Source organism: Ureibacillus sp. FSL K6-2830, assembly GCF_038004145.1.
Lineage (GTDB): Bacteria > Bacillota > Bacilli > Bacillales_A > Planococcaceae > Ureibacillus > Ureibacillus thermosphaericus.
On record NZ_JBBOQR010000001.1, the window covers coordinates 368,220 to 392,139 of the forward strand.

General features: G+C 36.9%; 27 protein-coding genes. 1 reads left to right on the forward strand and 26 read right to left on the reverse strand.

Annotated features, from left to right (window positions below; genetic code table 11):
- Positions 1–80: 80 nt before the first annotated feature.
- From panD to dapB, 8 genes are all read right to left on the reverse strand, one after another.
- On the reverse strand, positions 81–464 hold the full coding sequence (gene panD, locus NSU17_RS01800) for an aspartate 1-decarboxylase (protein WP_340704131.1): 384 nt from the start codon (positions 462–464) through the stop codon (positions 81–83).
- Complete coding sequence (gene panC, locus NSU17_RS01805; protein ID WP_340704132.1) at positions 457–1,323, reverse strand: pantoate--beta-alanine ligase; 867 nt, start codon at positions 1,321–1,323, stop codon at positions 457–459. Before panC ends, panD begins: the two co-directional genes overlap by 8 nt.
- Before the next feature lie 3 nt (positions 1,324–1,326).
- Positions 1,327–2,160, reverse strand: coding sequence for a 3-methyl-2-oxobutanoate hydroxymethyltransferase (gene panB / locus NSU17_RS01810; protein WP_339288714.1), 834 nt, complete (start codon positions 2,158–2,160; stop codon positions 1,327–1,329).
- A 274-nt stretch (positions 2,161–2,434) separates the two neighbouring features.
- Positions 2,435–3,424, reverse strand: a complete 990-nt coding sequence (locus tag NSU17_RS01815) for a biotin--[acetyl-CoA-carboxylase] ligase (RefSeq protein WP_340704133.1) — start codon at positions 3,422–3,424, stop codon at positions 2,435–2,437.
- Positions 3,393–4,586 (reverse strand): CCA tRNA nucleotidyltransferase, encoded by a 1,194-nt coding sequence (locus NSU17_RS01820; RefSeq protein ID WP_340704134.1) that lies wholly within the window; start codon positions 4,584–4,586, stop codon positions 3,393–3,395. Before NSU17_RS01820 ends, NSU17_RS01815 begins: the two co-directional genes overlap by 32 nt.
- Positions 4,583–5,722 carry an N-acetyl-alpha-D-glucosaminyl L-malate synthase BshA gene (gene bshA / locus NSU17_RS01825; RefSeq protein ID WP_340704135.1) on the reverse strand — a complete coding sequence of 380 codons (1,140 nt, stop codon included), beginning with the start codon at positions 5,720–5,722 and terminating at the stop codon, positions 4,583–4,585. Before bshA ends, NSU17_RS01820 begins: the two co-directional genes overlap by 4 nt.
- A gap of 130 nt (positions 5,723–5,852) precedes the next feature.
- Positions 5,853–6,260 (reverse strand): methylglyoxal synthase, encoded by a 408-nt coding sequence (locus NSU17_RS01830; protein WP_026018954.1) that lies wholly within the window; start codon positions 6,258–6,260, stop codon positions 5,853–5,855.
- A 25-nt stretch (positions 6,261–6,285) separates the two neighbouring features.
- The gene (gene dapB / locus NSU17_RS01835; protein ID WP_096550829.1) at positions 6,286–7,083 is read right to left on the reverse strand and encodes a 4-hydroxy-tetrahydrodipicolinate reductase; all 798 of its coding nucleotides are present in this window, start codon (positions 7,081–7,083) and stop codon (positions 6,286–6,288) included.
- Between the two features lie 287 nt (positions 7,084–7,370).
- On the opposite strand from dapB, the gene NSU17_RS01840 reads away from it, so the two are divergent.
- Positions 7,371–8,219: a YitT family protein gene (locus NSU17_RS01840; protein ID WP_340704136.1), complete on the forward strand. Its 849-nt coding sequence runs from the start codon at positions 7,371–7,373 to the stop codon at positions 8,217–8,219.
- A 107-nt stretch (positions 8,220–8,326) separates the two neighbouring features.
- Here the strand turns inward: NSU17_RS01840 and NSU17_RS01845 are convergent, their stop codons facing one another.
- The 18 genes from NSU17_RS01845 to hepT all read right to left on the reverse strand — a co-directional run bounded on the left by NSU17_RS01845 (position 8,327) and on the right by hepT (position 23,912).
- Positions 8,327–8,533 (reverse strand): hypothetical protein, encoded by a 207-nt coding sequence (locus tag NSU17_RS01845; protein WP_016836977.1) that lies wholly within the window; start codon positions 8,531–8,533, stop codon positions 8,327–8,329.
- 208 nt (positions 8,534–8,741) lie between these two features.
- Entirely contained in the window at positions 8,742–9,419 is a 678-nt protein-coding gene (locus tag NSU17_RS01850; RefSeq protein ID WP_016836975.1) for a zinc metallopeptidase, read from the reverse strand.
- Between the two features lie 58 nt (positions 9,420–9,477).
- On the reverse strand, positions 9,478–10,077 hold the full coding sequence (locus tag NSU17_RS01855) for a DUF1405 domain-containing protein (RefSeq protein ID WP_016836974.1): 600 nt from the start codon (positions 10,075–10,077) through the stop codon (positions 9,478–9,480).
- A gap of 160 nt (positions 10,078–10,237) precedes the next feature.
- On the reverse strand, positions 10,238–11,032 hold the full coding sequence (locus tag NSU17_RS01860) for a menaquinol-cytochrome c reductase cytochrome b/c subunit (protein ID WP_340704137.1): 795 nt from the start codon (positions 11,030–11,032) through the stop codon (positions 10,238–10,240).
- 39 nt (positions 11,033–11,071) lie between these two features.
- A complete protein-coding gene (qcrB, locus tag NSU17_RS01865) occupies positions 11,072–11,746 on the reverse strand; it encodes a menaquinol-cytochrome c reductase cytochrome b subunit (RefSeq protein ID WP_016836972.1) in 675 nt (224 codons plus the stop codon).
- Positions 11,747–11,768: 22 nt separating this feature from the next.
- Positions 11,769–12,266: a QcrA and Rieske domain-containing protein gene (locus tag NSU17_RS01870; RefSeq protein ID WP_340704138.1), complete on the reverse strand. Its 498-nt coding sequence runs from the start codon at positions 12,264–12,266 to the stop codon at positions 11,769–11,771.
- A 151-nt stretch (positions 12,267–12,417) separates the two neighbouring features.
- Positions 12,418–12,867, reverse strand: coding sequence for a YpiF family protein (locus NSU17_RS01875; RefSeq protein ID WP_016836970.1), 450 nt, complete (start codon positions 12,865–12,867; stop codon positions 12,418–12,420).
- A gap of 123 nt (positions 12,868–12,990) precedes the next feature.
- Positions 12,991–13,548 carry a ReoY family proteolytic degradation factor gene (locus NSU17_RS01880; RefSeq protein ID WP_340704139.1) on the reverse strand — a complete coding sequence of 186 codons (558 nt, stop codon included), beginning with the start codon at positions 13,546–13,548 and terminating at the stop codon, positions 12,991–12,993.
- A gap of 13 nt (positions 13,549–13,561) precedes the next feature.
- Positions 13,562–14,818, reverse strand: a complete 1,257-nt coding sequence (locus NSU17_RS01885) for a tetratricopeptide repeat protein (protein WP_340704140.1) — start codon at positions 14,816–14,818, stop codon at positions 13,562–13,564.
- A 102-nt stretch (positions 14,819–14,920) separates the two neighbouring features.
- Positions 14,921–16,210, reverse strand: coding sequence for a 3-phosphoshikimate 1-carboxyvinyltransferase (gene aroA, locus NSU17_RS01890; protein ID WP_172597859.1), 1,290 nt, complete (start codon positions 16,208–16,210; stop codon positions 14,921–14,923).
- A gap of 26 nt (positions 16,211–16,236) precedes the next feature.
- A complete protein-coding gene (locus tag NSU17_RS01895) occupies positions 16,237–17,334 on the reverse strand; it encodes a prephenate dehydrogenase (RefSeq protein ID WP_340704141.1) in 1,098 nt (365 codons plus the stop codon).
- Positions 17,331–18,431 carry a histidinol-phosphate transaminase gene (hisC, locus tag NSU17_RS01900; protein ID WP_340432845.1) on the reverse strand — a complete coding sequence of 367 codons (1,101 nt, stop codon included), beginning with the start codon at positions 18,429–18,431 and terminating at the stop codon, positions 17,331–17,333. Before hisC ends, NSU17_RS01895 begins: the two co-directional genes overlap by 4 nt.
- A gap of 15 nt (positions 18,432–18,446) precedes the next feature.
- Positions 18,447–18,818 (reverse strand): chorismate mutase, encoded by a 372-nt coding sequence (gene aroH / locus NSU17_RS01905; protein WP_096550819.1) that lies wholly within the window; start codon positions 18,816–18,818, stop codon positions 18,447–18,449.
- On the reverse strand, positions 18,815–19,906 hold the full coding sequence (gene aroB, locus NSU17_RS01910; RefSeq protein ID WP_340704142.1) for a 3-dehydroquinate synthase: 1,092 nt from the start codon (positions 19,904–19,906) through the stop codon (positions 18,815–18,817). Before aroB ends, aroH begins: the two co-directional genes overlap by 4 nt.
- Positions 19,907–19,908: 2 nt before the next feature.
- Complete coding sequence (gene aroC, locus NSU17_RS01915) at positions 19,909–21,090, reverse strand: chorismate synthase (RefSeq protein ID WP_340705469.1); 1,182 nt, start codon at positions 21,088–21,090, stop codon at positions 19,909–19,911.
- Positions 21,091–21,254: 164 nt separating this feature from the next.
- Positions 21,255–22,025, reverse strand: a complete 771-nt coding sequence (locus NSU17_RS01920; protein WP_096550816.1) for a CheR family methyltransferase — start codon at positions 22,023–22,025, stop codon at positions 21,255–21,257.
- A gap of 388 nt (positions 22,026–22,413) precedes the next feature.
- Positions 22,414–22,830: a nucleoside-diphosphate kinase gene (gene ndk, locus NSU17_RS01925; RefSeq protein ID WP_016836958.1), complete on the reverse strand. Its 417-nt coding sequence runs from the start codon at positions 22,828–22,830 to the stop codon at positions 22,414–22,416.
- A 107-nt stretch (positions 22,831–22,937) separates the two neighbouring features.
- The gene (hepT, locus tag NSU17_RS01930; RefSeq protein ID WP_016836957.1) at positions 22,938–23,912 is read right to left on the reverse strand and encodes a heptaprenyl diphosphate synthase component II; all 975 of its coding nucleotides are present in this window, start codon (positions 23,910–23,912) and stop codon (positions 22,938–22,940) included.
- Positions 23,913–23,920 lie beyond the last annotated feature (8 nt).

Genomic DNA, 23,920 nt, shown 5'->3' on the forward strand with positions numbered 1-23,920 from the left:
GAAAAATATTCTTCATTTTATTTAAAAATAAAAAGAGCAAACAGGATATGTCGTTCCAATTTGCTCTCTTTTCTACAAGATTACAGTACAGTAGCTTCAGGTTCGTAGTGAATAATTTCTTTAATTTTATTTCCTTCATCCATAATTGCCACAGTAGGCTTATGTTCCGAAAGTTTTTCTTGCTCTACGTAAGCATATGAAATAATAATTACAACATCCCCTTTTTGAACGAGGCGAGCAGCAGCTCCATTCACACAAATAACGCCGCTACCACGTTTACCTGGAATAATGTATGTTTCAAAACGAGCACCGTTATTGTTATTTACCACTTGCACTTTTTCGTTTGGAAGCATGCCTACTGCATCTAAAATATCGGCATCGATTGTAATAGAACCGACATAATTTAAATCGGCTTCTGTTACTTGTGCACGATGAATTTTTGCGTTCATCATTTCTCTAAACATTCTCTGTATCCCCTTTATTCGTAAACATAATATTGTCTATTAGTCTAGTTTTTCCAATAAATACTGCTGCTGCAAGTAAATATTGCTTTGTGCTGTCATCTATTGGTTTTAAATCTGGATAAGCTAACAATTCAATATAATCGATACGCCCTGTTGTTGTGTTCTTTAAGATATAGTCTTTTGCAACGCCAATAGCTTTTTCTGCATCTTTGGAAGATAAAAATTCCTCTTTCGCAAGCTGCAGTCCTCGATAAATTGCCGGAGCTTCCTTGCGCTCATTTTCAGACAAATACACATTTCGAGAAGATTTCGCAAGTCCGTCTTCTTCTCGAACAATTGGCACTGTACGAATTTCTAATGGGAAATTAAAATCTCTAACAAGAGTAGAAATAATGGCAGCTTGTTGTGCATCCTTTTGGCCGAAATAAGCTCTTGTCGGTTCTGCTAAATGGAATAACTTTGTAACTACTTGCAACACACCATCAAAGTGCCCTGGCCTTGATGCACCACAAAGAATCGTTGCTTGTCTGCCCGCATGAATTCGAATACCGCCATCAGTTGGATACATTTCATCAACTGATGGAGCAAACACAACATCTACTCCTACCGATTTGGCAATTTTTTGATCTCGTTCTAAATCCCTTGGATAAGTTTCATAGTCTTCATTCGGTCCGAATTGAGTAGGATTCACAAAAATACTCATGATGATAAAATCGTTTTCTTCTCTTGCCGCTTTCGCCAACGCCATATGACCTTCATGAAGATAGCCCATCGTTGGTACAAGACCGATTGTTTTTCCTTCTGCTTTTACCTTTCTTACAATCTCTTTTAGTTCGGCTATTGTTGTGACGATTTCCATCGGTTATTTGCCTCCATAAATTGAAAATAATACTTCATCTTTCATGTTGAAGCAATGTTCAGGAGCTGGGAACGAGCCATCTTTTACACTCTTTGTATACCCTTCAATCCCCTTCTGAATGTGTTCCCCAACATTTGCAAATTCCTTCGCAAATTTCGGAATATGGTGATTTCCATATCTTAATAAGTCATGGAATACTAGTACTTGTCCATCTGCTTCAGGACCAGCACCAATGCCGATTGTTGGAATAACTAGTTTATTGGATACAATTTCTGTTAATTGATGAGGAATACATTCCAATACTAGAGCCATGGCTCCTGCTTCTTGGCAACGAAGAGCATCTTCAATTAAGTTTTTAGCTTGTTCTGCCGTCTTCCCTTGGACTTTATATCCGCCTAGAACCCCAACCGATTGAGGTGTCAAACCTAAATGAGCTACAACAGGAATTCCAGCTTGAACTAATTTTTTTATCACATATAACACTTCACCGGCACCTTCTAATTTCAGTGCATCTGCTCCTGTTTCCTGCATCATGCGAACTGCTGTTTTTAACGCTTCATTCGGATCACCATGGTAGGATCCGAAAGGCATGTCCACCACTAAAAATGTGTCTTTAGCTCCTCGACGAACCGCCTTTGCATGATGAATCATATCTTCCACAGTTACTTGCACGGTAGAATCGTAGCCTAAAACAACCATCCCTAACGAGTCGCCGACAAGAATCATATCGACTTCCGCTTCTTCTGCATATTTTGCAGCAGGATAGTCGTAAGCAGTAACCATGACGATTTTCTCACGATTCTGCTTCATCTTTAAAAAATCGCTCGTTGTTTTCATATTGTTTCCTCCTTATTAAATTCGGAGGAAGAAAACAAAAAAATATCCTTCTTCCAAAAATGGACAGAAGGATAGTATTTGTTCGGATGTTTCGAACTTGTTTTCTTCCGTCCCTGTCTTACTAGATCAAGGCAGATTCCATTTATCAAGTTGCGTACAGGTACAGTTCGTTACGATACTGCCCATCGAACTACACAACTTTATTAAAAAGATACAGAAAAAAGCCTAGTTTGTAAAGCGTTGAATGAAAGATAAGACAGGGCGTTTGAAATAGCTATTGATTTTGAATCTCAATATCTGCAGAATAAACTTTCTTTATTTGACCGTTATCCAATAATATTTCCAGTACGCCTTCATCAGTAATTCCGATTGCTTTTCCTTCAATAACTTCCCTAATCGTTGATGCTCTAATTCGTTTTCCAATTGTACAAGAATGCTCTACCCACAATTGCTTAATGGACTTAAAACCATTTTCGATATACTCATCTGTATATCGTTCTAAATATGATAGAATCTCCGCAACAAGTTGTGCACGGTCCACTTTTTGCTTTTCCTCTATGGCAACTGATGTTGCAATCTCTTGCAGTTCATCTGGAAAATCAGTCTGTTCATGATTGGCGTTGATGCCAATTCCAATTAACAAACCGTCCACCCGATCCATTTCTGCTAGCATTTCCGTTAATATCCCAACGCATTTTTTTCCATTAATTAAAATATCATTTGGCCATTTAATTTCTGGTGTAAAGTTAGTATATAAAGATTTCATTGCCATTACGATGCTAACCGCAGCGATTAATGTAAATTGAGGCGCTTGGTGAGGGAGAAGATCTGGACGAACAATAACTGTCATCCAAATCCCTTTCCCTTTTGCAGAATACCATGTTCTTTGCATTCTTCCTTTTCCACCAGTTTGTTCTTCAGCAATGATAATCGTGCCGTCTTTCGCACCATCTCTTGCCAACTGGTGAGCCAGCCTTTGTGTCGAATCTATTTCTTCAAAATAATGAATCGTGTGGCCAAAGCGTTTCGTTTTTAAATAGGATGAAATTTTAGCAGCATCTACACGATCAGGTACAGCAATTAATTTATACCCTTTTTTCTTAATCGTAATAAATTCATATCCCTCATCTTGCAGATTTTGTAAATGTTTCCAAATTGCTGTACGAGAAATTCCTAAATCATCTGCCAATTGTTGCCCCGAAATTGGCTCATCTTTTGCTTCTAAAAAACGTTTAATGATTTTGTCTTTCATCGATAAATTCATTGTGGAACCATTCCTTTAAGTGTTCTTCATCATTTTTTACTCTGCCTGATAATACTGCATATAACGCTTTGTTTAATGCTTCTTTCAACCAAGGACCGCCCTTTAAACCTGACCATTCCATTAAGAGGTTGCCATTCAGTGCAAATTGTTCCATTGATTGAATTGGTAAATGTTCTTTCACCTTCGCAATATGCTCTTTTGCAAATGGAACATTTTTTCCTTGCCAAATTGCAAAATCATAAGCTGTTTCTAAAATAATTAAATCATTTAAAAAATAATCATATTCATCCCAACGTTTTAAGAGGCTGTCATACGCTTGAATCACTTTTTTCGTAAAGTTTTTTTGTTTATTGGATAATTTATAAAAATCAATAATATTCTCCATATCATTACGGTTTAGCAAACAGAGGTATGCCCATCCAACTTCCTCTTGCTTTGTGTGAAATTCCTTCCAAACCTCTAAATTCTCTCTAAAGTTGCCAGGTAAGTAAAGGGCTAAATCACTGTCGACTAGAGCTTTAACACCGAAATATACATAATCTGCTACCCACATTTTTGAGAATTCCATATGAATTCGTTCACGGGCAATAAATTCAATTAAATCACAATCTTTTTGGATGGCTTTCATCGTTGATTCATCTATATCAAAGCCTAATTGTGCAGCAAAACGCACTGCTCGAAGCATTCGAAGAGCATCTTCTCGAAATCGGGAATTGGCATCTCCAACTGCTCGAATTATACGATTCTCAATATCTTCTTTCCCACCAAATAGGTCGATAATGGTACCATCCTTTGTATAAGCCATGGCATTAATCGTAAAATCACGCCGTTCTAAATCTTTTGGCAAATCTCGTACAAATGTGACTTCTTCCGGTCGGCGAAAATCTGTATAGGTTCCGTCTGTACGATAAGTTGTTACTTCAATCGGTTTCCCTTCGTCTAAAACAACCACCGTGCCATGCTCAATTCCTACATCAACTGTATTGGAAAATATTTTTTTAATTTCCATCGGTAGTGCACTTGTTGCCACATCGACATCATGTATTTCTCGTTGCAGCAAATGGTCGCGTACTGCACCGCCAACAATGACGGCTTCAAATCCAGCTTTTTCAATTTTATCAATGACGCGCAATGCGACATCCCAATCTTTTACCTGCTTCATACTTTTAATGCCGCCAATCGATAATATAATTCTTCGTATTGATCGATAATAGGTTCTTCGTGGAATTTTGTTTGAACCGTTTGTATTGCGTTTAGTTTAAATTCCTCATGTTTATTTTCATCTGTTAACAATTCAATCGCATATGCAGCCGCTTGTTGCACATCACCTAACTCAACAACATAGCCGTTGACACCATGCTCAATTACTTCCGGTATTCCTCCAACGTTCGTTCCAATACCCGGAACACCGCATGCCATTGCTTCCAATAGCACTAAACCAAACGATTCTTTTTCAGACAATAATAATTTTAAATCGCTAATAGAAAATAATTCTTCCACATTTTCTTGTTTTCCTAAAAATAAAATATCGTCTTTATATGGAGATTCTTTCACCTGAACCATCACTCGGTGTTTTTCAGGACCATCTCCAACGAGCAGTAATTTTGCTGGAAGCTGTTTTCGAATTTCGATGAATGTTTCAACAATGTCTGGCAAGTTTTTAATCTTTCTGAAGTTTGAACAATGAATGATGACCTTTTCATCATCACGAATACCATATTGCTGTTTTAACAGAGTAGCTTTTTCTATTGGTTTAAATACGGATTCATCCACAAAATTATATATCGTTTCGATTTCTTTATTCGTACCAATAATATCATAGGTTTGTTGTTTTAATGCGTTGGATACTGCTGTGACTATGTCGGATTTTTCAATTCCATATCTGATGGCTTGGGAGAGTGTGGAATCTTGGCCTAATACAGAAATATCTGTTCCGTGTAACGTTGTGACAATTCCAATATTTTCTCCACACATATCGCGGGCAAGGACAGCACACACTGCATGCGGTATCGCATAATGAACATGCAATACATCTAATTTTTCATCTAAAATGACATCGACCATTTTACTTGCCAAAGCGATATCATACGGAGGATATTGAAAAACGGAATAATTATTTACTTCTACTTCGTGGTAAAAAACATTCGGGTAAATTTTCTTTAACCGAAAAGGAACACTAGAAGTGATAAAATGGATTTCATGACCGCGCTCAGCAAGTTTTTTACCAAGCTCTGTCGCTAACACTCCTGAGCCACCCACAGTAGGGTAACATGTAATACCTATCTTTAATTTTCTCACCGACACACGTCCTTTCAATTTATGCGTATTCATTATATATTCACTAATTTATACCAACATAACGAAAAGACTAAACTGTTAAACTGCATAATGGCATTCAAATAAGGGAAATCAACAGTATAGCCACTGTTTAATTAAATTTTCTTTCTTGAATGAGTCTCCAATCAACGAAACCTTTTTGGAGCCCTTTTAATAAGATTTCTGCCGTTCCCATATTCGTTGCAAGCGGAACGTGATAAACATCACATAAACGCACGAGGGCTGTAACGTCTGGTTCATGAGGTTGCGCAGTTAACGGATCGCGGAAGAAAAATACCATATCCATATCGTTGTTTGCAATCATCGCTCCAATCTGTTGATCGCCCCCTAATGGACCTGATCGGAAACACGTAACCTCTAATCCAACTTCTTCAATGATGCGGCGACCTGTTGTTCCTGTAGCATATAATTCATGTTGCTGTAATATTTCTTTATATGCAATGGCAAACTCGACAAGACTATCTTTTTTACGATCATGGGCAATTAATGCAATTTTCATATTCACTCATTCCAATCTTCCCGATTTATAAAATATTTTCCATTCCATAAACTAATTTGTCTAGTTCCATGACTTTTTCGACACAATACACAATGCCATCCATAAAGGATTCTCGGTTAAAGGAATCATGACGAATGGTTAATAATTGACCTTTTCCGCCAAAAATTACCTCTTGGTGAGCGACTAATCCAGGAAGGCGAACAGAGTGAATACGCATCCCTTCAAAATCTGCTCCTCTTGCACCTTTCATTGTTTCCTCTTCTAATGGATGTCCTTGTTTTTGCGCTTCTCTAACTTCTGCAATCATTTGAGCTGTTTTCTTTGCTGTACCAGAAGGAGCATCTAATTTGCGATCATGATGTAATTCGATAATTTCAACGTTAGGCAAATATTTTGCCGCTTCTTTTGCAAACTTCATCATTAACACAGCACCAATGGCAAAATTCGGTGCAATAATACAACCCGTTTTTTGTTCTTCGGCAAGCTGAATTAATTCCTCTAGTTGTTCGTCTGTAAATCCTGTAGTTCCAACAACTGGACGAACGTTATGTAAAAGAGATACCTTTACATGGTCATACACTGCTTGAGGGCTTGTTAAATCAATTAATACATCAGGTTTTGTTTCTTCAATTAATTGTTTTAAATTCAAATAAATTGGTACATCTAAATCGGGTGGAAACATTTCAAGTTCCGCAAGACTTTCTCCAACATGTTTGTAATCAAGAGCTGCTACTAACTCCATTCCTTCTTGATTGACAACAGTGTTGACAGCTTCCTTCCCCATTTTCCCTCTGCAACCTGCGATTGCTACTCTTATTGTCATTGGCATTCGTCCTTTCGTATCATCAATGTTTATTTCTTCTTATAAGGTTTCAAATGGTACTTCTATTCCCCTACTTGCTAATGTCTTTACTCCTATTTTACTTGAATGTTTGCATCCAACAAAAAATTAAGTCGAATATTGTTATGATTAAATGTTTATTATATTATCATATCACTCTTTCTTAACAATCGTAATGAAAAGGGATTTCGTTGTCAAAAGTAGAAAAATAAAACATAATTAAAATGCACTCTTGCCATAACGCCCTTTCTTCATAAGGAGGTAATAGATTGAAGGATATTAAAATCCAACAAATTATTGGAATTATTATAGGAACTGCCATTTTCAGTTTCGGTTTCGTCCATTTTAATATGTTAAATGAGCTGGGAGAAGGCGGATTTAGTGGAATTACTTTAATTCTATTTTTTACACTTAATTGGGATCCGGCAATTATGAACATCCTTTTAAATATTCCAATGTTTATTTTAGGTTGGAAATTGCTTGGACGTAAAGAGTTTTTCTACTCGGTTCTCGGCATCATAAGCGTTTCTGTATTTTTAAGAATTTTTCAAACCTATCAATTTCCGCTAGATTTGCACAACGATTTACTACTGGCATCTTTATTTGCAGGAGTATTTGTAGGTGTCGGTTTAGGTATCATTTTCCGTTGTGGTGGGACTACTGGTGGCGTTGATATCATTGCCCGCCTTGCCAATAAATATATTGGTTGGAGCATGGGAAAAACGATGTTTCTATTCGACTCTTTAGTACTAGTTGCCTCTTGGTTAACTTTCTTAAGTTCCATCACAATGATGTATACGCTTGTGGCTGTATTTGTGGGAGCTAGAGTGATTGATATCGTTCAAGAAGGGGCATATTCCGCTAAAGGGGCATTCATTATTTCCAATAAACCAGATGAAATCGCAAAATCCGTAACTGAAAAAATGAATCGTGGAATCACAGTTTTTCATGCTTACGGATACTATACAAAACAGTCAAGAGATGTGTTGTACTGCATCGTCAGTCGAAATGAAATCGTTCAACTAAAATCCATTATCCGTAAACTCGATCCAAATGCTTTCGTGTCCATTGTTGATGTAAAAGATGTAACAGGAGAAGGGTTCCGAATTGAAGAATAATAAATTGCTTTAGCCCTTTACTTGATCCCATTACATTCAGCTCGTACTTTCAAAGGCTGTCTAGGTAAATCTGCTCCATAAGACAGCCTCACAAAATGTCAAGTATATTAATGATCTTCTTTGAATTCGATCGAAATGCTCTCCTCTGTTGAATCTGATTCTTTAATATCTGAAATTCTAAAACCATCATACGATTCTTCATCTTCATTATCTAAATAGCTTAAAGATAATTTAATGGAATATATTGCAAGACATAGAATAATAATGAAACCAAGAAACCCGAACAAAAACAGTTTCGAATAACTAATCTTCATCTTTCCCCTCCTGTTCAAGCCGATTTGCTATATCTTATTAATGAAAGGGAGGGCTTATTAATTGATTCATGGAAAATTTGAATTTTTTCTTACATATTTATTTGTTCAAGTTAAATGGAATCTTTGTCACCCGTATATTCCAACTAATTATTCTTCTAAAAAGGAAAAAAGCGAATTGGCATTTGACCAACTCGCTCTTTACAGTTCATTAATCTTCATTAGAACTCATATTTGTAAATATTAAAATTAAACGCAATAGTTCTAGTACAGCCACTGCAGCTGCTGCAACATAAGTTAATGCTGCTGCACTTAATACTTTTCTTGCACCACGTTCTTCATCATTGTTAATAATTCCTAATTGAATGACTTCATTCATAGCGCGTTTCGACGCATCAAATTCCACTGGTAATGTTACAAGTTGGAACAATACGCCGGCACCAAGTAAAATAATACCTAATAAAAGCATATTGGCACTGTACGAAATAATACCGATTAGTACAAAAATCCAAGATAAACTAGATGAGAAGTTTGCAACTGGTACAAGTTTTGAACGTAAAGTTAAAAAAGAGTATGCTTCTTTATGTTGAACAGCGTGTCCGCATTCGTGGGCAGCTACTGCAATTGCAGCCAATGAATCATTATGATAGTTATCTTCAGATAATGCCACAGTTTTTGTCATCGGGTTATAGTGATCGGATAAAACACCTTGTGTTGGAACGACGCGAACATCATAAAGTCCATGACTATCTAAAATCATTCGCGCTACTTGAGCACCTGTTAAGCCTTTTGACGCATGTACACTTGAAAAACGTTTATAAGTGTTTCGAACTTTAAATTGTGCATAAATTGGTAATAATAAAATGATTAGAAAGTATAGAATATACATCCTGTTGACTTTAGTCCCCTTTCCTACTGTTCATCTTACTTTTTATTCTAATTATTTTTTAAATTATATGCAAATAATTACGCTTCTTTAAAGAATAATAGGAAATAGCTATACAGACAATTGATAACCAAAATGTGAAATATCCAATATGGTTGGCATATTTGTATAAACTGCTGTACGTTGGCATTTGTCCATATACATAATCGATGACATCATTATGCAAAGTCCAGATAGCAGCTATGGCAATATGAATGTTTGTAAAGCGGTATTTCTGCATATATAGAATTCCTTCTACTGCCATCATACCATGAGAAACTACCAACATCCATCCTGCAACCCCAATTGAACCTATCTCCATCAATGTTAGTATATTCATCACTACTGCCCATATACCGTATTTCACTAACGTTATTAATGCAAGGGCTTCAATTAATTTAAAGTTCGTGCCCAATAACCAGCCTATAATAGCTAAACAGAAAAATAAGCTCGCAGTAGGGCTATCCGGTACAAAAATGAGAAATTGTGGTGCCGTTCTTGAAAGTTGAGGAATATACCAAATGTATCCGTAGATGGTACCTAAGAAATTAACAATGAATAACAAAGTTAAAAAGGTACGATGTTGCAACACGTACGTAAACTGCGGCAATAAGGTTTTCATTGTGTTTCTCCTTTTTGAAAAAATAGGAATATATGGTTATTATTTTTCATAAGTAATAATACCAAATATGACAGCAGATTGTGAATTATTTTCGAATTTTATATACATAAGCCATAAAGAAAAAAGGAGCTAGCATAATAACTAACTCCCTTCAAAAACATTATTCTTCTTTTAATGACGCAATAAATTCTGCTAATGTTTTTAATTCTTCATCCGTACCAGAGAATTGTCCTGGAGGCATTGCACCACGGCCATTTCGAATTACTTCTTCAACTTCTTCAGCTGTTAGTTCATTACCTAATAACATAGGGTTTGAACCAACACCTGTTAAATCACCGCCGTGACAAGCAACACAAGTTTGTTGAGATTGGAAGATTTGATAGCCTTCAGAATTCTCATCAATTTCAATATCTGGTACTAGTCCTAAATCTTTTGGTGTAATTTGACCTTGAGCTTTTGAAGCTTCCCAGTCATGGTTTACAACAGACTCCCATGTTAAATAGAACATTGAAGCTACTACCAATAACATAATTGCAGTTGGAATTGGTCGTTTTGATGGACGACGCTCAGGACCTTTATCTAACCAAGGCATTAATAATAATGCTGCAACAGCAAGTCCTGGCATAACAATTGCACCAATAACGTTATAGTCACCAGAAGCAAATGAATATTTTAATAATTGATATAAGAATAAGAAATACCAGTCTGGTAATGGAATATAACCTGTATCAGTTGGATCAGCTGGACGCTCTAATGGTGATGGGTGAGCGACTGTTAATAGCAAATAACCGATAAGGAAAACAGAACCAACCATCCATTCTTTTAATAAGAAGTCTGGCCAGAAGGCTTCTGTTTTACCTGGATATTCGGAATAATCTTTCGGCTTATTCGGCATTCGGTTTGAGGCCTTAACGCGAGAGTCGCCGACGAATTTCATTCCTTTTCCGCGATGCATGTTGTCCCCTCCTTTTGAATAACAACTCTAAAACTTAAATCATAGTGGTCCTGAAATACCTTGACGACGAATCATAATAAAGTGAACTGCAAGCAACGCAAATAAAGCTGCTGGCAAGAAGAATACGTGAATAGCGAAGAAACGAGTTAATGTTTGAGCACCGATGATTGTAGCATCACCAGCAAGTAAGATTTTGATTAGTTCACCAATAAATGGTACAGAACCCGCAATTTCAAGACCTACTTTTGTAGCAAACAACGCTTTCATGTCCCAAGGTAGTAGGTATCCTGTGAATCCAAGACCTAACATAACACAGAAGATTAATACCCCTACAATCCAGTTTAATTCACGAGGTTTCTTATAAGAACCTGTGAAGAATACACGAAGCGTATGTAAGAACATCATTACGATAACTAATGAAGCTCCCCAGTGGTGCATACCGCGCACAATCTCACCAAATGCTACTTCGTTTTGCAAGTAGTATACTGATTTCCATGCATTCTCTACGTCTGGTACATAATACATTGTTAAGAACATACCAGATAAAATTTGAATAACCGTAATGAAGAATGTAAGTCCTCCGAAACAGTAGACGAATGCAGAGAAGTGATGTGCAGGGTTTACGTGCTCTGGCACTTCATGGTCGGCAATATCACGCCAAATTGGGGTGATATCTAAACGTTCATCGACCCAATCATATAATTTATTTAGCACTTGTGTTGTACCCCCTAACTAATTAAACTAATGTGTTTGGTATTTTCTTCCCAAGCATTAAATAACCATCTTTTTCAGATACTTCATACTCATCTAACGGACCTGTTGGTGGTGTACCTGGAATGTTTTTACCATTCTTTTCATAACGTCCACCATGACAAGCACAGAAGTATTCATTTGGGCGGTCACCTTCCCAGTTAACCGTACAACCTAAGTGTTTACAAACAGGTGAAAGAGCTATGATTCGATCTCCTTCTTTGTAAACCCAAGCCATTTCCGAAACTTCAGACTTATACCAAGCGTCTACTTGTTCATAAGTAAAGTCAACTCGTACGGGAACATCAGTTAAGTCAGCAATTTTTTGGCTAGTTAGTATAAAATCGCCTTCAGCTTTAACTTGTAAAGCTGGATCAATTGCAAAGCGTAACATTGGCATTAGCATACCTGCCGCCATAAATCCACCAACACCAGTTAAAGTGTAGTTAAGAAATTGACGTCTTGAAACCTTTTTATTAACCATCTTTTTCCCCCCTCTAACTTAAGGTCAGTCCAACAGACATAATAATAATAGTATAAACTAGGACATATCTATGATATATCAATAAAATAGGCAGGTCAATATTGCAATATCTCGTATTTATTTAGAATGTGAACAATTATTGAAATAATTTCTACTGTTGAGTCCACTTAGATGTCAGAACTGGGATTACTTGTTTTAATTGTTCTTCTAAAATTCGTTTCTTCACATCTTTGTCCATCGATTCAATTGGTATTGCAGGCAACCAAATAACATCCACTTCTTTTTGAAGGTTTGTCCAATAATGATCGCAAGTGATAAAGATGACGTGTTTAAATCCTCCTTCTTGTATATTTTTTTTCAAGATTGGGACAACCTGCTCGCTTCTTGTGCTTTCTGTATAAGAAAATGGAGGAATTAACATTAAGCGGCCTTTAAATTGCTGTTCAATAAAGGATGTAAGCGACATTAAAAACTCTACATCCGAGCTACTTTTTACCATCTTGTCCTCAGCAAAATCTAAATAAACTAGTGGAACGATTGCAGTATCAATAAATTCTTTGTTCTGTTGATATTGTTGGACATCTTTTACTTGAAAATACATTTTTATTTCCTCCAAATAAACATTTTTTCATCAATCATAAATCATTATACACCACTCTATTGGAAAAAGATGATGAAAATAAAAAATCCAGTCGAAAAGAGCGTCTCTTTCGACTGAATTTCGCTAGTGATGTTTCGAAGTTTCTTTTAATACTTGTAATAGATTCGAAAGTTCTAAAAACTTTTCTTTATCTCCTTGGTCAAGCGCTTCATCTATTTCTTTTAATAATTTCTCTTCTTGGAACGTTAGCATGCTCGTATTCAGTATTTCTTCTGCAATTAACCGGTCTTTTTCATTAATATGCAAGTATTTTGGCATATACGGATTTTCTTCCAATACTGCCAAATACAATTGGTTAGGTGGCACATTCGGAAAGTTTAGCTGAATGTACATATCTTCATTTGGATAAAGTCTTAAATCATGAAAGGATTTTTCAGCATCACTTGTCATAATGTTGCCTTTGTAAAATCTGAACGGCACACCATTTGAATCAACACTCGACATTACAATCGCTCTCGGACAATAATGAGCTTCTTCTACAAAATGAATATTTTCAAGCAACTGATCATTACTAAGCAAATAATTTAATATCCATACACATTCTCGTCGCTTCAATTGGAAATTTTTTAAAAACCATCGCACAAAATTCTTTTTGTCTACAATTGGTACGGAAGAAGTCATGAGTGTCCCTCCCCTATTCTAGACTCTCAAGCAAATCTAACCACTGTACTTCTGCAGGTTGTAACTCAATTAATCGTTGTACTACTTCTTTCGCTTCATCTCGTTTACCATCTTCAATAAGGAAATAACAATAGTTTTCTAGAAAAAATGTATCATCCTTTAATTCATTATATGCTGCTTTATAAATTTCGTATGCTCGTGTGTACTCTTCATTTTTTGCATAAGCATCCGCAATGAAAGGATATAGCGAAATCCACTCAAACTGTTCCTTTTGTAAATTTTCATACAGCTCAATAATTTCATCATAGCGTTCCATTTGATGGTAAATAGACATTAGTACAAGGATTGCTTCCATATATTCAGGGTCTAGAGCAATAGCTTTTTGCAAATGCTCAATGGATTCTTCGGGAAGGTTATTTTTTAATGCCATTTTACCTGCAAATAAATAGAAGGATTTTTCATATTCATCTCGTTTAATTCCTTCTTTTATTACACTATATGCTTTTTTATTATCCTCTAACATGGCATAACTTTGGGCAAGTAATAGATAACTGCTAAAGTAATCTGGATCTAGTTCTTTTAAATCTTCTAATTGCCTGATAGCCGTTTCATATTTTTCGCATTGGAAAGCGCTATAAGCACTGCCGTATAACAAATCAGCAGTTACTTTCTCTTCCAATGCTTCCATGTAATAATCAAGGGCCGTTTCATATCCGCCGCCTGCACGGTATACTTCTGCAAGCCTTTCTGCCAGTAATACACCTGCAATGGTTTTTTCTTGTTTATGCAAGTCTTCGTAAATTCGTGCAGCTTCTGTAAAACGTCCAATTTCAAATAATAACTCCGCTCTTGCAAATTGAATTAGCGGTTCATCGGGAAGTATTTCCAACGCTTCGTTGATCCGTTGTTCCGCCACTTCATACAACCCTTGCATTTGATAGTAATCAGCAAGAATTAGCAAGCATTGGGGATACTCTGGTGCGCTCTCTTCAATGCTAGTTAAAATATTGAGCGCTTCTTCTTCCTCACCAAGCTCAATTAATACGGAAGCGTAGTCGATTGCAATTTGTGCTTCATCAGGAAAGATGAAACGTAAATGTTCCAGCACTCGTTTTGCATGCTGTATATACCCATATTGCAAAAACAAATCACTAATTTCATATTGAACTTCTGGTGTTTCGTTAAGAAAAAATGTCTCTAATAGGGCATCAATGCGTTCTATTTCTCCTTCTTCAATTGCTTCGATTAAGTCCTTTGTGATGTTATTCAATTTGCTCACCTTTACTTTCTTTATCTATTAATATGCTACAAAACTAATTTTCAATAGACAAGAAAAAAGGTTCATCACTAATAGATGAACCTTTTTTATCAATTATTTTAATAGTAAATCAAGATGCTCAAAAAATGTTGGATAGGAAACGGCAATACAATCTGCATCATCAATTTCAATTGAAGAGTCAGTAATTAATGAGGCAATTGCTGCCATCATCCCGATTCGATGGTCGCCGTATGTGCTTAATTTCGCTCCTTTTAAACTTGTTGGACCATTAATAATCATGCCATCATCCGTGGCTGTAATATCTGCGCCAAGTTTCTTCAACTCTGTTACGACTGCAGTGATGCGATCTGTTTCCTTCACTTTTAATTCTTCTGCATCGCGAATAATTGTCGTTCCTTCCGCTTGAGTAGCCAGTAGCGCAATTATTGGAATTTCATCGATAAGACGCGGAATAATATCCCCTTCTATCGTTGTCCCTTTTAAATTGGACGTCCTAATCGTAATCGTTGCTGTTGGTTCTGCTGCATCGGATAACTCTTGATCAACCGCTACATTTGCTCCCATTTGCTGCAAGACTTCAATAATGCCAGCCCTTGTAGGATTAATGCCGACATTTTTCAGAACGATTTCACTATTTGGAACAATCGCACCAGCTACTAAGAAAAAGGCCGCAGATGAAATGTCGCCCGGCACATCTACATGCGTTCCATGAAGTCGTTGACTGCCTTCTAAGGATATAACGCCATCCTTTACGTCAATCTTTGCACCAAATTGTTGTAGCATGCGTTCTGTATGATCCCGAGTAATCTCTTTTTCCCGTACAATCGTAGTACCGTCTGCTCTAAGTCCAGCTAACAATATCGCAGACTTCACTTGAGCGCTGGCAACAGGCATCGTATAATCGATAGCTTTTAATGCTGTTCCTTGAATGGCAAGTGGCGTATATTGTCCATTTTCACGTCCATTGATTTTTGCTCCCATTTGTTTCAATGGATTCGTGACGCGACCCATAGGACGCTTTCCAATAGAGGCATCACCAGTCATCACACTATGGAAGTTTGTCCCTGCAAGGATGCCCAACATTAATCTTGTTGTCGTACCTGAATTGCCTGTATATAATACTTCTTTCGGTTCTTGCCAACCGTCCATTCCTGGACTATTGATTTCAACATTTGTACCATCCACTTGAATATCAACACCGAGTTTTCGGAAACAATCAATCGTGCTTAGACAATCTTCACCGGGGAGAAAACCTGTAACAGTTGTTTTTCCTTCCGCAATAGCTCCAAACATTACCGCACGATGTGAAATTGATTTATCACCCGGTACGGTAATAATGCCTTCTAACCGTGGTTTATTATAAACTAATACTCTTGAAGTCAATTTTATTCCCCCTTTCCACATACGAGTTAAGAAACGTGCATTTCAAAGTTCGTATGTGAACGAATGCATTTCATTGCTTTTTCTCGATCTTTTTCATTTTGGAAACTAATCACCAAAATACCAAATATGTCTTCTCTCGTTTCGACTACTCGGATATTTGTAATACTGATATTTTCGTCTGCTAGGTAGCCAGTAATTTCGGAAATTACACCAGGATAGTCTGGAATATCTACGTATAAATCGTATGTAGTATAGAATGCCCCTGTTGAAATTGGCAATGCATCACGAACATCTTTCGCTTTTCTAAAATACTCTTCAACAGATTCATCATCATTTTCCAGTAATATTTTCTTTACTCGTTGCATTTCATCAATCCAAGCATCCATTTGCCCGATGAGCTCTTCTCGATTTTGCAATGTAATGTCTCTCCAAATCATCGGGTTCGATGATGCAATTCGAGTAATATCGCGAAAACCACCTGCGGCAAGCATACTCGTCATTGGAAATCTTTTATTTTCCTCATTTAACTGGTGAACAAGGGAAGCAGCTACGATGTGAGGAAAGTGGCTGACTACCGCCGTCATATGATCATGTTCTTCCGCATTGATTTTCACTAATTTTGCTAACGTATATTTTAACAACTGTTCTAGAGCGATAAGATTATTTCCATCTTCATCGTCAAAAGGAGTTAAAATATAGTACGCATTTTCAAAAAGGTAGGGTTTTGCAGCCGTGATGCCGCTTTTATGGGAACCAGCCATTGGATGTCCGCCAATAAATGTAATTCCTTGTTCTCTTAGCTCTTCAGCTTTCTTCATAATTAACCCTTTTGTACTTCCTGTGTCGGTAATAATAACATGTTGCTTTAACGACCAGTGCTTCAATTCATCCATCCATTGTAGCGTTGCGTTTACCGGTGTTCCAAAAATGATAAAGTCCGCATTTTTAGCCGCTTCCTCTACATCCTCCACCACTTCATGAACAATATTTAAAGTTTCTGCAAGATTTCTCGTTTTTTCAGAAAGATCATAGCCAACTACTTTTGTTTTGGGAGCTTTTTGTAGAGCTAATGCCAAAGAGCCCCCAATTAAGCCTAATCCTATGATTAACACATTACGGGTCATGCCAATACTCCTTGCTCCTTTAATACCTGTTCAAGAAGTGATAAAAACTTTCGGTTTTGTTCTTCTGTACCGATAGAAACTCGAATGAATCCAGGTGTGCCTAAGGCATTCCCACTTCGAATAATAAATCCGCGTTTCATCATTTCTTGGAAGATCACATCACTGTCTGTTTTTACTTCAAATAAAATAAAGTTTGTTTGTGATGGGTAATATTTAAGTCCATGTTTGTTGCAAAATTCAACATATTGCTGTTTACCTTTTTCCGTTTGTTCCACTGTTTCTTGAATAAATTGTTGATCTTCCAATGCAACAATCGCTACTTTTTGACTTAATGCCGTGTTGTTGAAAGGTGCACGCACTGGGTCTAATGCGGCAATCAATTTCGATTGACCGATTGCATATCCGATTCGGAAGGCAGCTAATCCGTATGCCTTAGAGAATGTACGCATGATTAATACATTCGGATATTCCTCTACGTAATGCAACGTATCTTTATAAGCAGGATCTGTTATATATTCAAAATAAGCTTCATCTAATACGATTAGTACATCACTTGGTACTTTCTCTATAAAGGAGCTTAATTCCTCATCCGATACAATAGTTCCTGTTGGGTTATTTGGATTACATACCCATACAATTGACGTGTTTTCATCAATTGCTTCTAACATTTTTTCTAAATCATGCTTACCATCTTTCAATGGCACTTTTCGAACTTCTGCTCCTTCAACTTCTGCATTATGACTGTATTGAGAGAAAGATGGATCTGCCATGACTGTATTAACACCAGGATAAAGGAGTGCCCGCGTAATGATTGCGATTATATCATCTGAACCGTTTCCAAATAGCAATTGTGATTCTTCTACACCAAGATGTTGACTCACTGCTGTACGAAGTTCTTGCGCATAACCATCCGGATAAATGGCAAAATTCATTCCATTATTTACAATAAAATCTTTCACTTTAGGAGAGCAGCCAAAAGGATTTTCATTTGAAGCAAGCTTAACAACTTCCTTTAAACCAAATTCTCTTTGTACCTCCTCAATGGGTTTACCTGGTTGGTAAGCTTTCATACCGTAAATTTGTTTTTTAAATTTCATGATTGACGCTCCTTTTTATCGATTTTCATTGACTAAATCTGGTCTTAGTTTCACCGCATCATTTAAATAAACGTGGCGTATTTCTTGTTGAGGTACGGATGTATTCACATGCATTAACACTCGAATACATAAAGGCAAAGATCCAGGAACATCCATTTCGTGGGTACACATCGTTGGTACATATTTCCACCCATCAATTGAACGCACGGCCTTTGCTGGGAATGCGGCGTTAATATCCGGTGTTGTCGTGACAATCACCGAAGCAATATCTTCTGGAACGATATTGTTAACTCTCGCCATTTCTAACACTAATCTTTCCGTTTCACTATAAATCGCATCGGGCGTATTTGATTCAATCGTTATCGCTCCACGTATGCCGCGAATCATTTACATACCTCCTCTAGCAGATAGCGAAGCTCTCTATCTACTTCTCTACATTCCGATTCCCCAATTTCTCTTACGAATGGTTGGCCGATTTCCTGTAATAAAACAAATTTTAATTTGCCATATTCAATCTTTTTATCTTTCATTAAATATCCATATAATTCTTCAAAAGAGAATCTCTTTACTTGTTCGAATGGATAGTCGTTTCGATATGCAAACTTTAGAAAATCAATCGTAAATTCTCTAGAAATTTGACCGTATCGTTCGCTCAAGAGAAGTGCATACACCATCCCAATCATGACCGCTTCTCCATGGGCAAGGCCGCCATAACCAGCTGCTGCTTCAATAGCATGACCATATGTATGCCCCAAATTTAAATATTTTCGGACAGATTGTTCAGTTTCATCTTGCCCTACGATTTTCGCCTTTACTTCGATGCCTGATTTCAAGTGGTTTGCTAAAGCTGTTTTGTCAATTTTCGTAATTGATGGTGTTTGCATCAATTGTGTTAACCATTTTTCATCTGAAATCAGCGCGTGTTTAATTACTTCAGCCATTCCTGAACGAATCTCTTTTGTTGGTAAACTATCTAAAAAGTTGATATCATAAATGACCGCTTCCGGTTGATAAAATGCTCCAACTAAGTTTTTGCCTAGCGGGTGGTTAATTGCCGTTTTTCCTCCAACGGCTGAATCGTGAGCTAAAATGGTCGTTGGAATTTGAATGTATGGGATTCCACGCATGAATGTTGCTGCTACAAACCCAGTCAAATCACCAACTGCTCCTCCACCAAAGGCAAATAAAAAGGATTGGCGCGAGCAATGTTTTTCAATTAAAAAAGTGTGGGCATCTTCGAAATTTTGAAAACTTTTACAAGATTCCCCACCTGGCATCACAAACACTTCGAAAGGATAAGGGAAGTTTTCTTTAAAATATTGTTGTTGTGCTTGCCAAACATTCTCATCGGTAAATACGACGAGTTTATCTGCTTTTTCAATTTTCTCTTTTAATGAATCGCAAGCGGTACATAATATACCGCTTCCGATGAACACTTCGTAGGAATGGCTTTGGGTATTTACTGGGATTCGCATCATTAAAACTCCTTCGCCAATTTACGTGCTTCTTCAATTTGTGCTTTTAATTGTGGTAATTGATCGCTATGGAACTGTTCGACAATCGCCTTGGCAATTTCCCAAGCGATGACGCATTCAGCTACAACAGATGCAGCTGGTACTGCACAAGCATCGGAACGCTCCACACTTGCTTTAAATGGTTCTTTCGTTTCGATATCAACACTTTCAAGAGGTTTGTAAAGTGTAGGAATTGGTTTCATTACACCGCGTACAATGATTGGCATTCCTGTAGACATGCCACCTTCAAGGCCGCCTAAACGGTTTGTACGACGATGATAGCCTTGTTTTTCATCCCAAACGATCTCATCATGAACTTCAGAGCCTCTACGACGAGCCATTTCAAAGCCGATACCAAACTCAACCCCTTTAAACGCATTGATGGATAACATCGCTTGCGCCAATTTACCATCTAATTTACGGTCATAATGAACGTAAGATCCTACTCCCGGCGGCATACCTTCCACAATGATTTCGACAACACCACCGATGGAATCTCCTGCTTTTTTCGCCTCATCAATTGCTTCTACCATTTTCGCAGAAGCTTCTGGGTCCACTGAATAGCAAGGATCGTTTTCAACAATTTGGCGAATTTCATCTGCTGATTTGCCTGCAACTTTTGATGTATCTGCTTTAATGCCGTAAATTTCAGTAACATGTCCTACGATGGAAATACCTAATTCTTTTAATAGAGCTTTTGCAACGGAACCAACAGCCACTCGCACAGTCGTTTCTCTAGCGCTCGAACGCTCTAACACATTTCGCAAGTCACGATGACCATATTTAATTCCGCCGACTAAATCAGCATGTCCAGGTCGAGGTCGGGAAATTTGACGCTTAATTTCTGAAGGATCTACATCTTCTGGAAGAGGTTCAATTCCCATAATTTTTGTCCAATGTTTCCAGTCATCATTTTTTACCACTAATGCAACAGGTGAACCTAATGTTTTTCCGTGACGAACTCCTCCAACTATTTCAACAGTATCTTTTTCAATTTGCATACGGCGTCCGCGACCGTGACCACCTTGTCGTCGTTTTAAATCGTAATTAATTTGTTCTGCAGTTATTGGTAAAAGGGACGGCAACCCTTCAATAATTGTCGTTAATTGTGGACCGTGGGATTCCCCAGCAGTTAAATATCTCATCAAACACTTTCTCCCTTCAACTCGTTAAAGTATGTATTTTTTAATATAACATAAAGCTAGTAAAAAAACATTGTGAATACATAATTTTAATATAATATAGAATTTAACGAAAATATAATACGCTTTTCGCACAAGTCGAAAAGCGCCCAATCTTTTTTTCAATCTCATATTTTTCGGTAAAAAAACGTATCTTCCACTTCAAAACCATAACGAGCAGGATTGAATATTTGCTCAGTAGATCCGACAAACAAAATGCCACCTGGTCGTAAAGAATTGCTAAATTCTTTATAAATATGATCCTTTGCCTCTTCAGTGAAATAAATCATAACATTGCGACAAACGATTAAATCAAAGTTTTTCTCATATGGGTCACTTAATAAATTGTGCTTTTTAAATGTTACAGTATTTTTAATTTCATCTTTTACACGATAAAACTGCCCTTCTTCAATAAAATATTTTGCTTTTATAGCCGCAGGAACTTCTGCTAAGGAACGATCAGGATAAATGCCCAGCTTTGCTTTTTGAAGACAGTTTTCATCTATATCAGTAGCTAATACTTTTATGTAAGATAATGGTACATGGTTAGAGAGCACCATGGAAATTGTGTACGGTTCCTCGCCTGTTGAACAGGCAGCACTCCAAATTTTCAAACGGTTATTTTTTTCAAGCAGTTTTGGAAAAATTTTATGTTGAAGTACTTCCCACCGTTTCCCATTACGATAAAATTCTGAAACATTAATCGTCATTCGATCTAGGAATTCATTCAATAAATCTCGATCTTTTTCAACCCCGTGCAAAAAATCAACAAAATCTTTAAAGCCTTTTTTTTCATAAAGGGATGTTAAACGGCGTTTCATTTGTGCTTCTTTATATAGCGATAAATCAATACCTGTTAATTTTTTTATACCATTAATAAACAGTTCGTAGTCTGTCATAGTTATCGATCCCCTCTAATGACGTACACTTATTATATACAAAATTTTTCTTTTCTGAAATATGTAAAAGTTCAAAAAGTAAATTTCTAAAGCAGTATTAAATTTGTTCGTAGTTAGTATTTTTTCTACTTTCGAATTTCACTACAGGCGAATGCTTTCCGCATGTTCGTCCTTAAAGGTTATTCCTTGCCTTTGCATTGTATCGATACTCGTGTTATACCCTTTGCTTGTGTAAAAAAGAAGACACAGTCTTATGCTTATTATATTCATATTATCAAAATTTACGGTTTCTGCAAAAATTTTCTATTGACTAACCTTTTGCAATATCATATTAATAAAAAACTATCCCAACAGCACAATTGCTGTGGGATAGCAAATTTACAGTGTATTAAACGATTTCATTGTTGAACCATAAATTGATTTCACGTTCAGCAGATGCTGGTGAATCGGAACCATGGATAACGTTTTCAGAAATTGTTACCGCATAATCGCCGCGAATTGTACCTGGTTGTGCTTCTTCAGGTTTTGTAGCGCCCATCATCACACGAGCTAACTTAATAATATTTTCTCCTTCCCAAACCATTGCAAATACTGGTCCAGAAGTGATGAAATCTACCAATTCACCAAAGAATGGTTTATCCTTATGCTCTTCATAGTGTTTTTCAGCTAATTCACGTGGAACATTCATTAACTTTGCTCCGCGCATTACAAATCCACGACGCTCAAAACGGTCAATAATGTCTCCTACTACTTGGCGTTTTACACCATCAGGTTTTACCATAAGAAATGTTCTTTCAATTGCCATAAGTTAAACAACTCCTTAAATCTCAATTAAGCTTTATTACCTACCGCTAAATGTTACCAAAATCAAGCTCAAGCTTCAACTATCAATATTAGAAATAGATATATTTTTTAAAACTTACGTTTACCGATAAACAATGCAATATCTCTTAGTTTTTTCTTTGTTGGATGTTCTGGTAATTGCTCTACTTCTTTCATTGCTTTCGCTAAATATTGATCGCTTACTTTCAAGGCTTCTTGAATTGAATCAGAATTGCGTACAATTTGAAGCATTTCTAACCGTTCCTCTTCTGTCACAATTCCTTTTGAAGCCCGCTCAATAAATTGGATAATTTTGGGATGATCTTTCATGAGCAATATAGGCAAAGTAATGTTTCCCTGCAATAAATCACTGCCTGCAGGTTTTCCAAGTTGTTTATCCGTTGATACGAAATCCAACACGTCATCCACGATTTGATAACTCATACCCACATAATAACCGAATCTCTTTAACCGCATTGTAACAGCAGGATCAACATTTGCTACTACTGCTCCCACTTCACAACTGGATTCAATAAGAAGTGCCGTTTTTCTTTTTATTCGACGGAAATAATCTTTTAAGTTTTGATTTAGTCGAAACTTATCTTCAATTTGAATGACTTCACCATTACAAATTTCAACCATCGTTCTTGCTAAAATTTGATGCGCCTTCGGATCTTTAATTTGGGATACATATTGAATTGCTCTACCGAAAATAAAATTACCAGTATGCATTGCAACTCGATTGTTCCATTGAGAACGAACGGTAGGACGCCCTCTTCTCATATCGGAATGATCGATTACATCATCGTGGACAAGGGAACCCATATGAATTAATTCGAGAGGTACAGCAGCATATTTCATTCTGTCGATATTATAATGACCAAATTTTGCACTCATTAAAACAAAAAGTGGGCGAATTCTTTTTCCGCCCGCACGTAAAAGGTGGAGAGAGGCATCATTTAATACATGCGACGTTGAATAAAGTGCTTTTTCTAATTCATTTTCGATGATTTCTATATCCGGTTTTAAATCGGAATAGATCATTTTTAACTTCATCTTTTCCACTCGCGAAC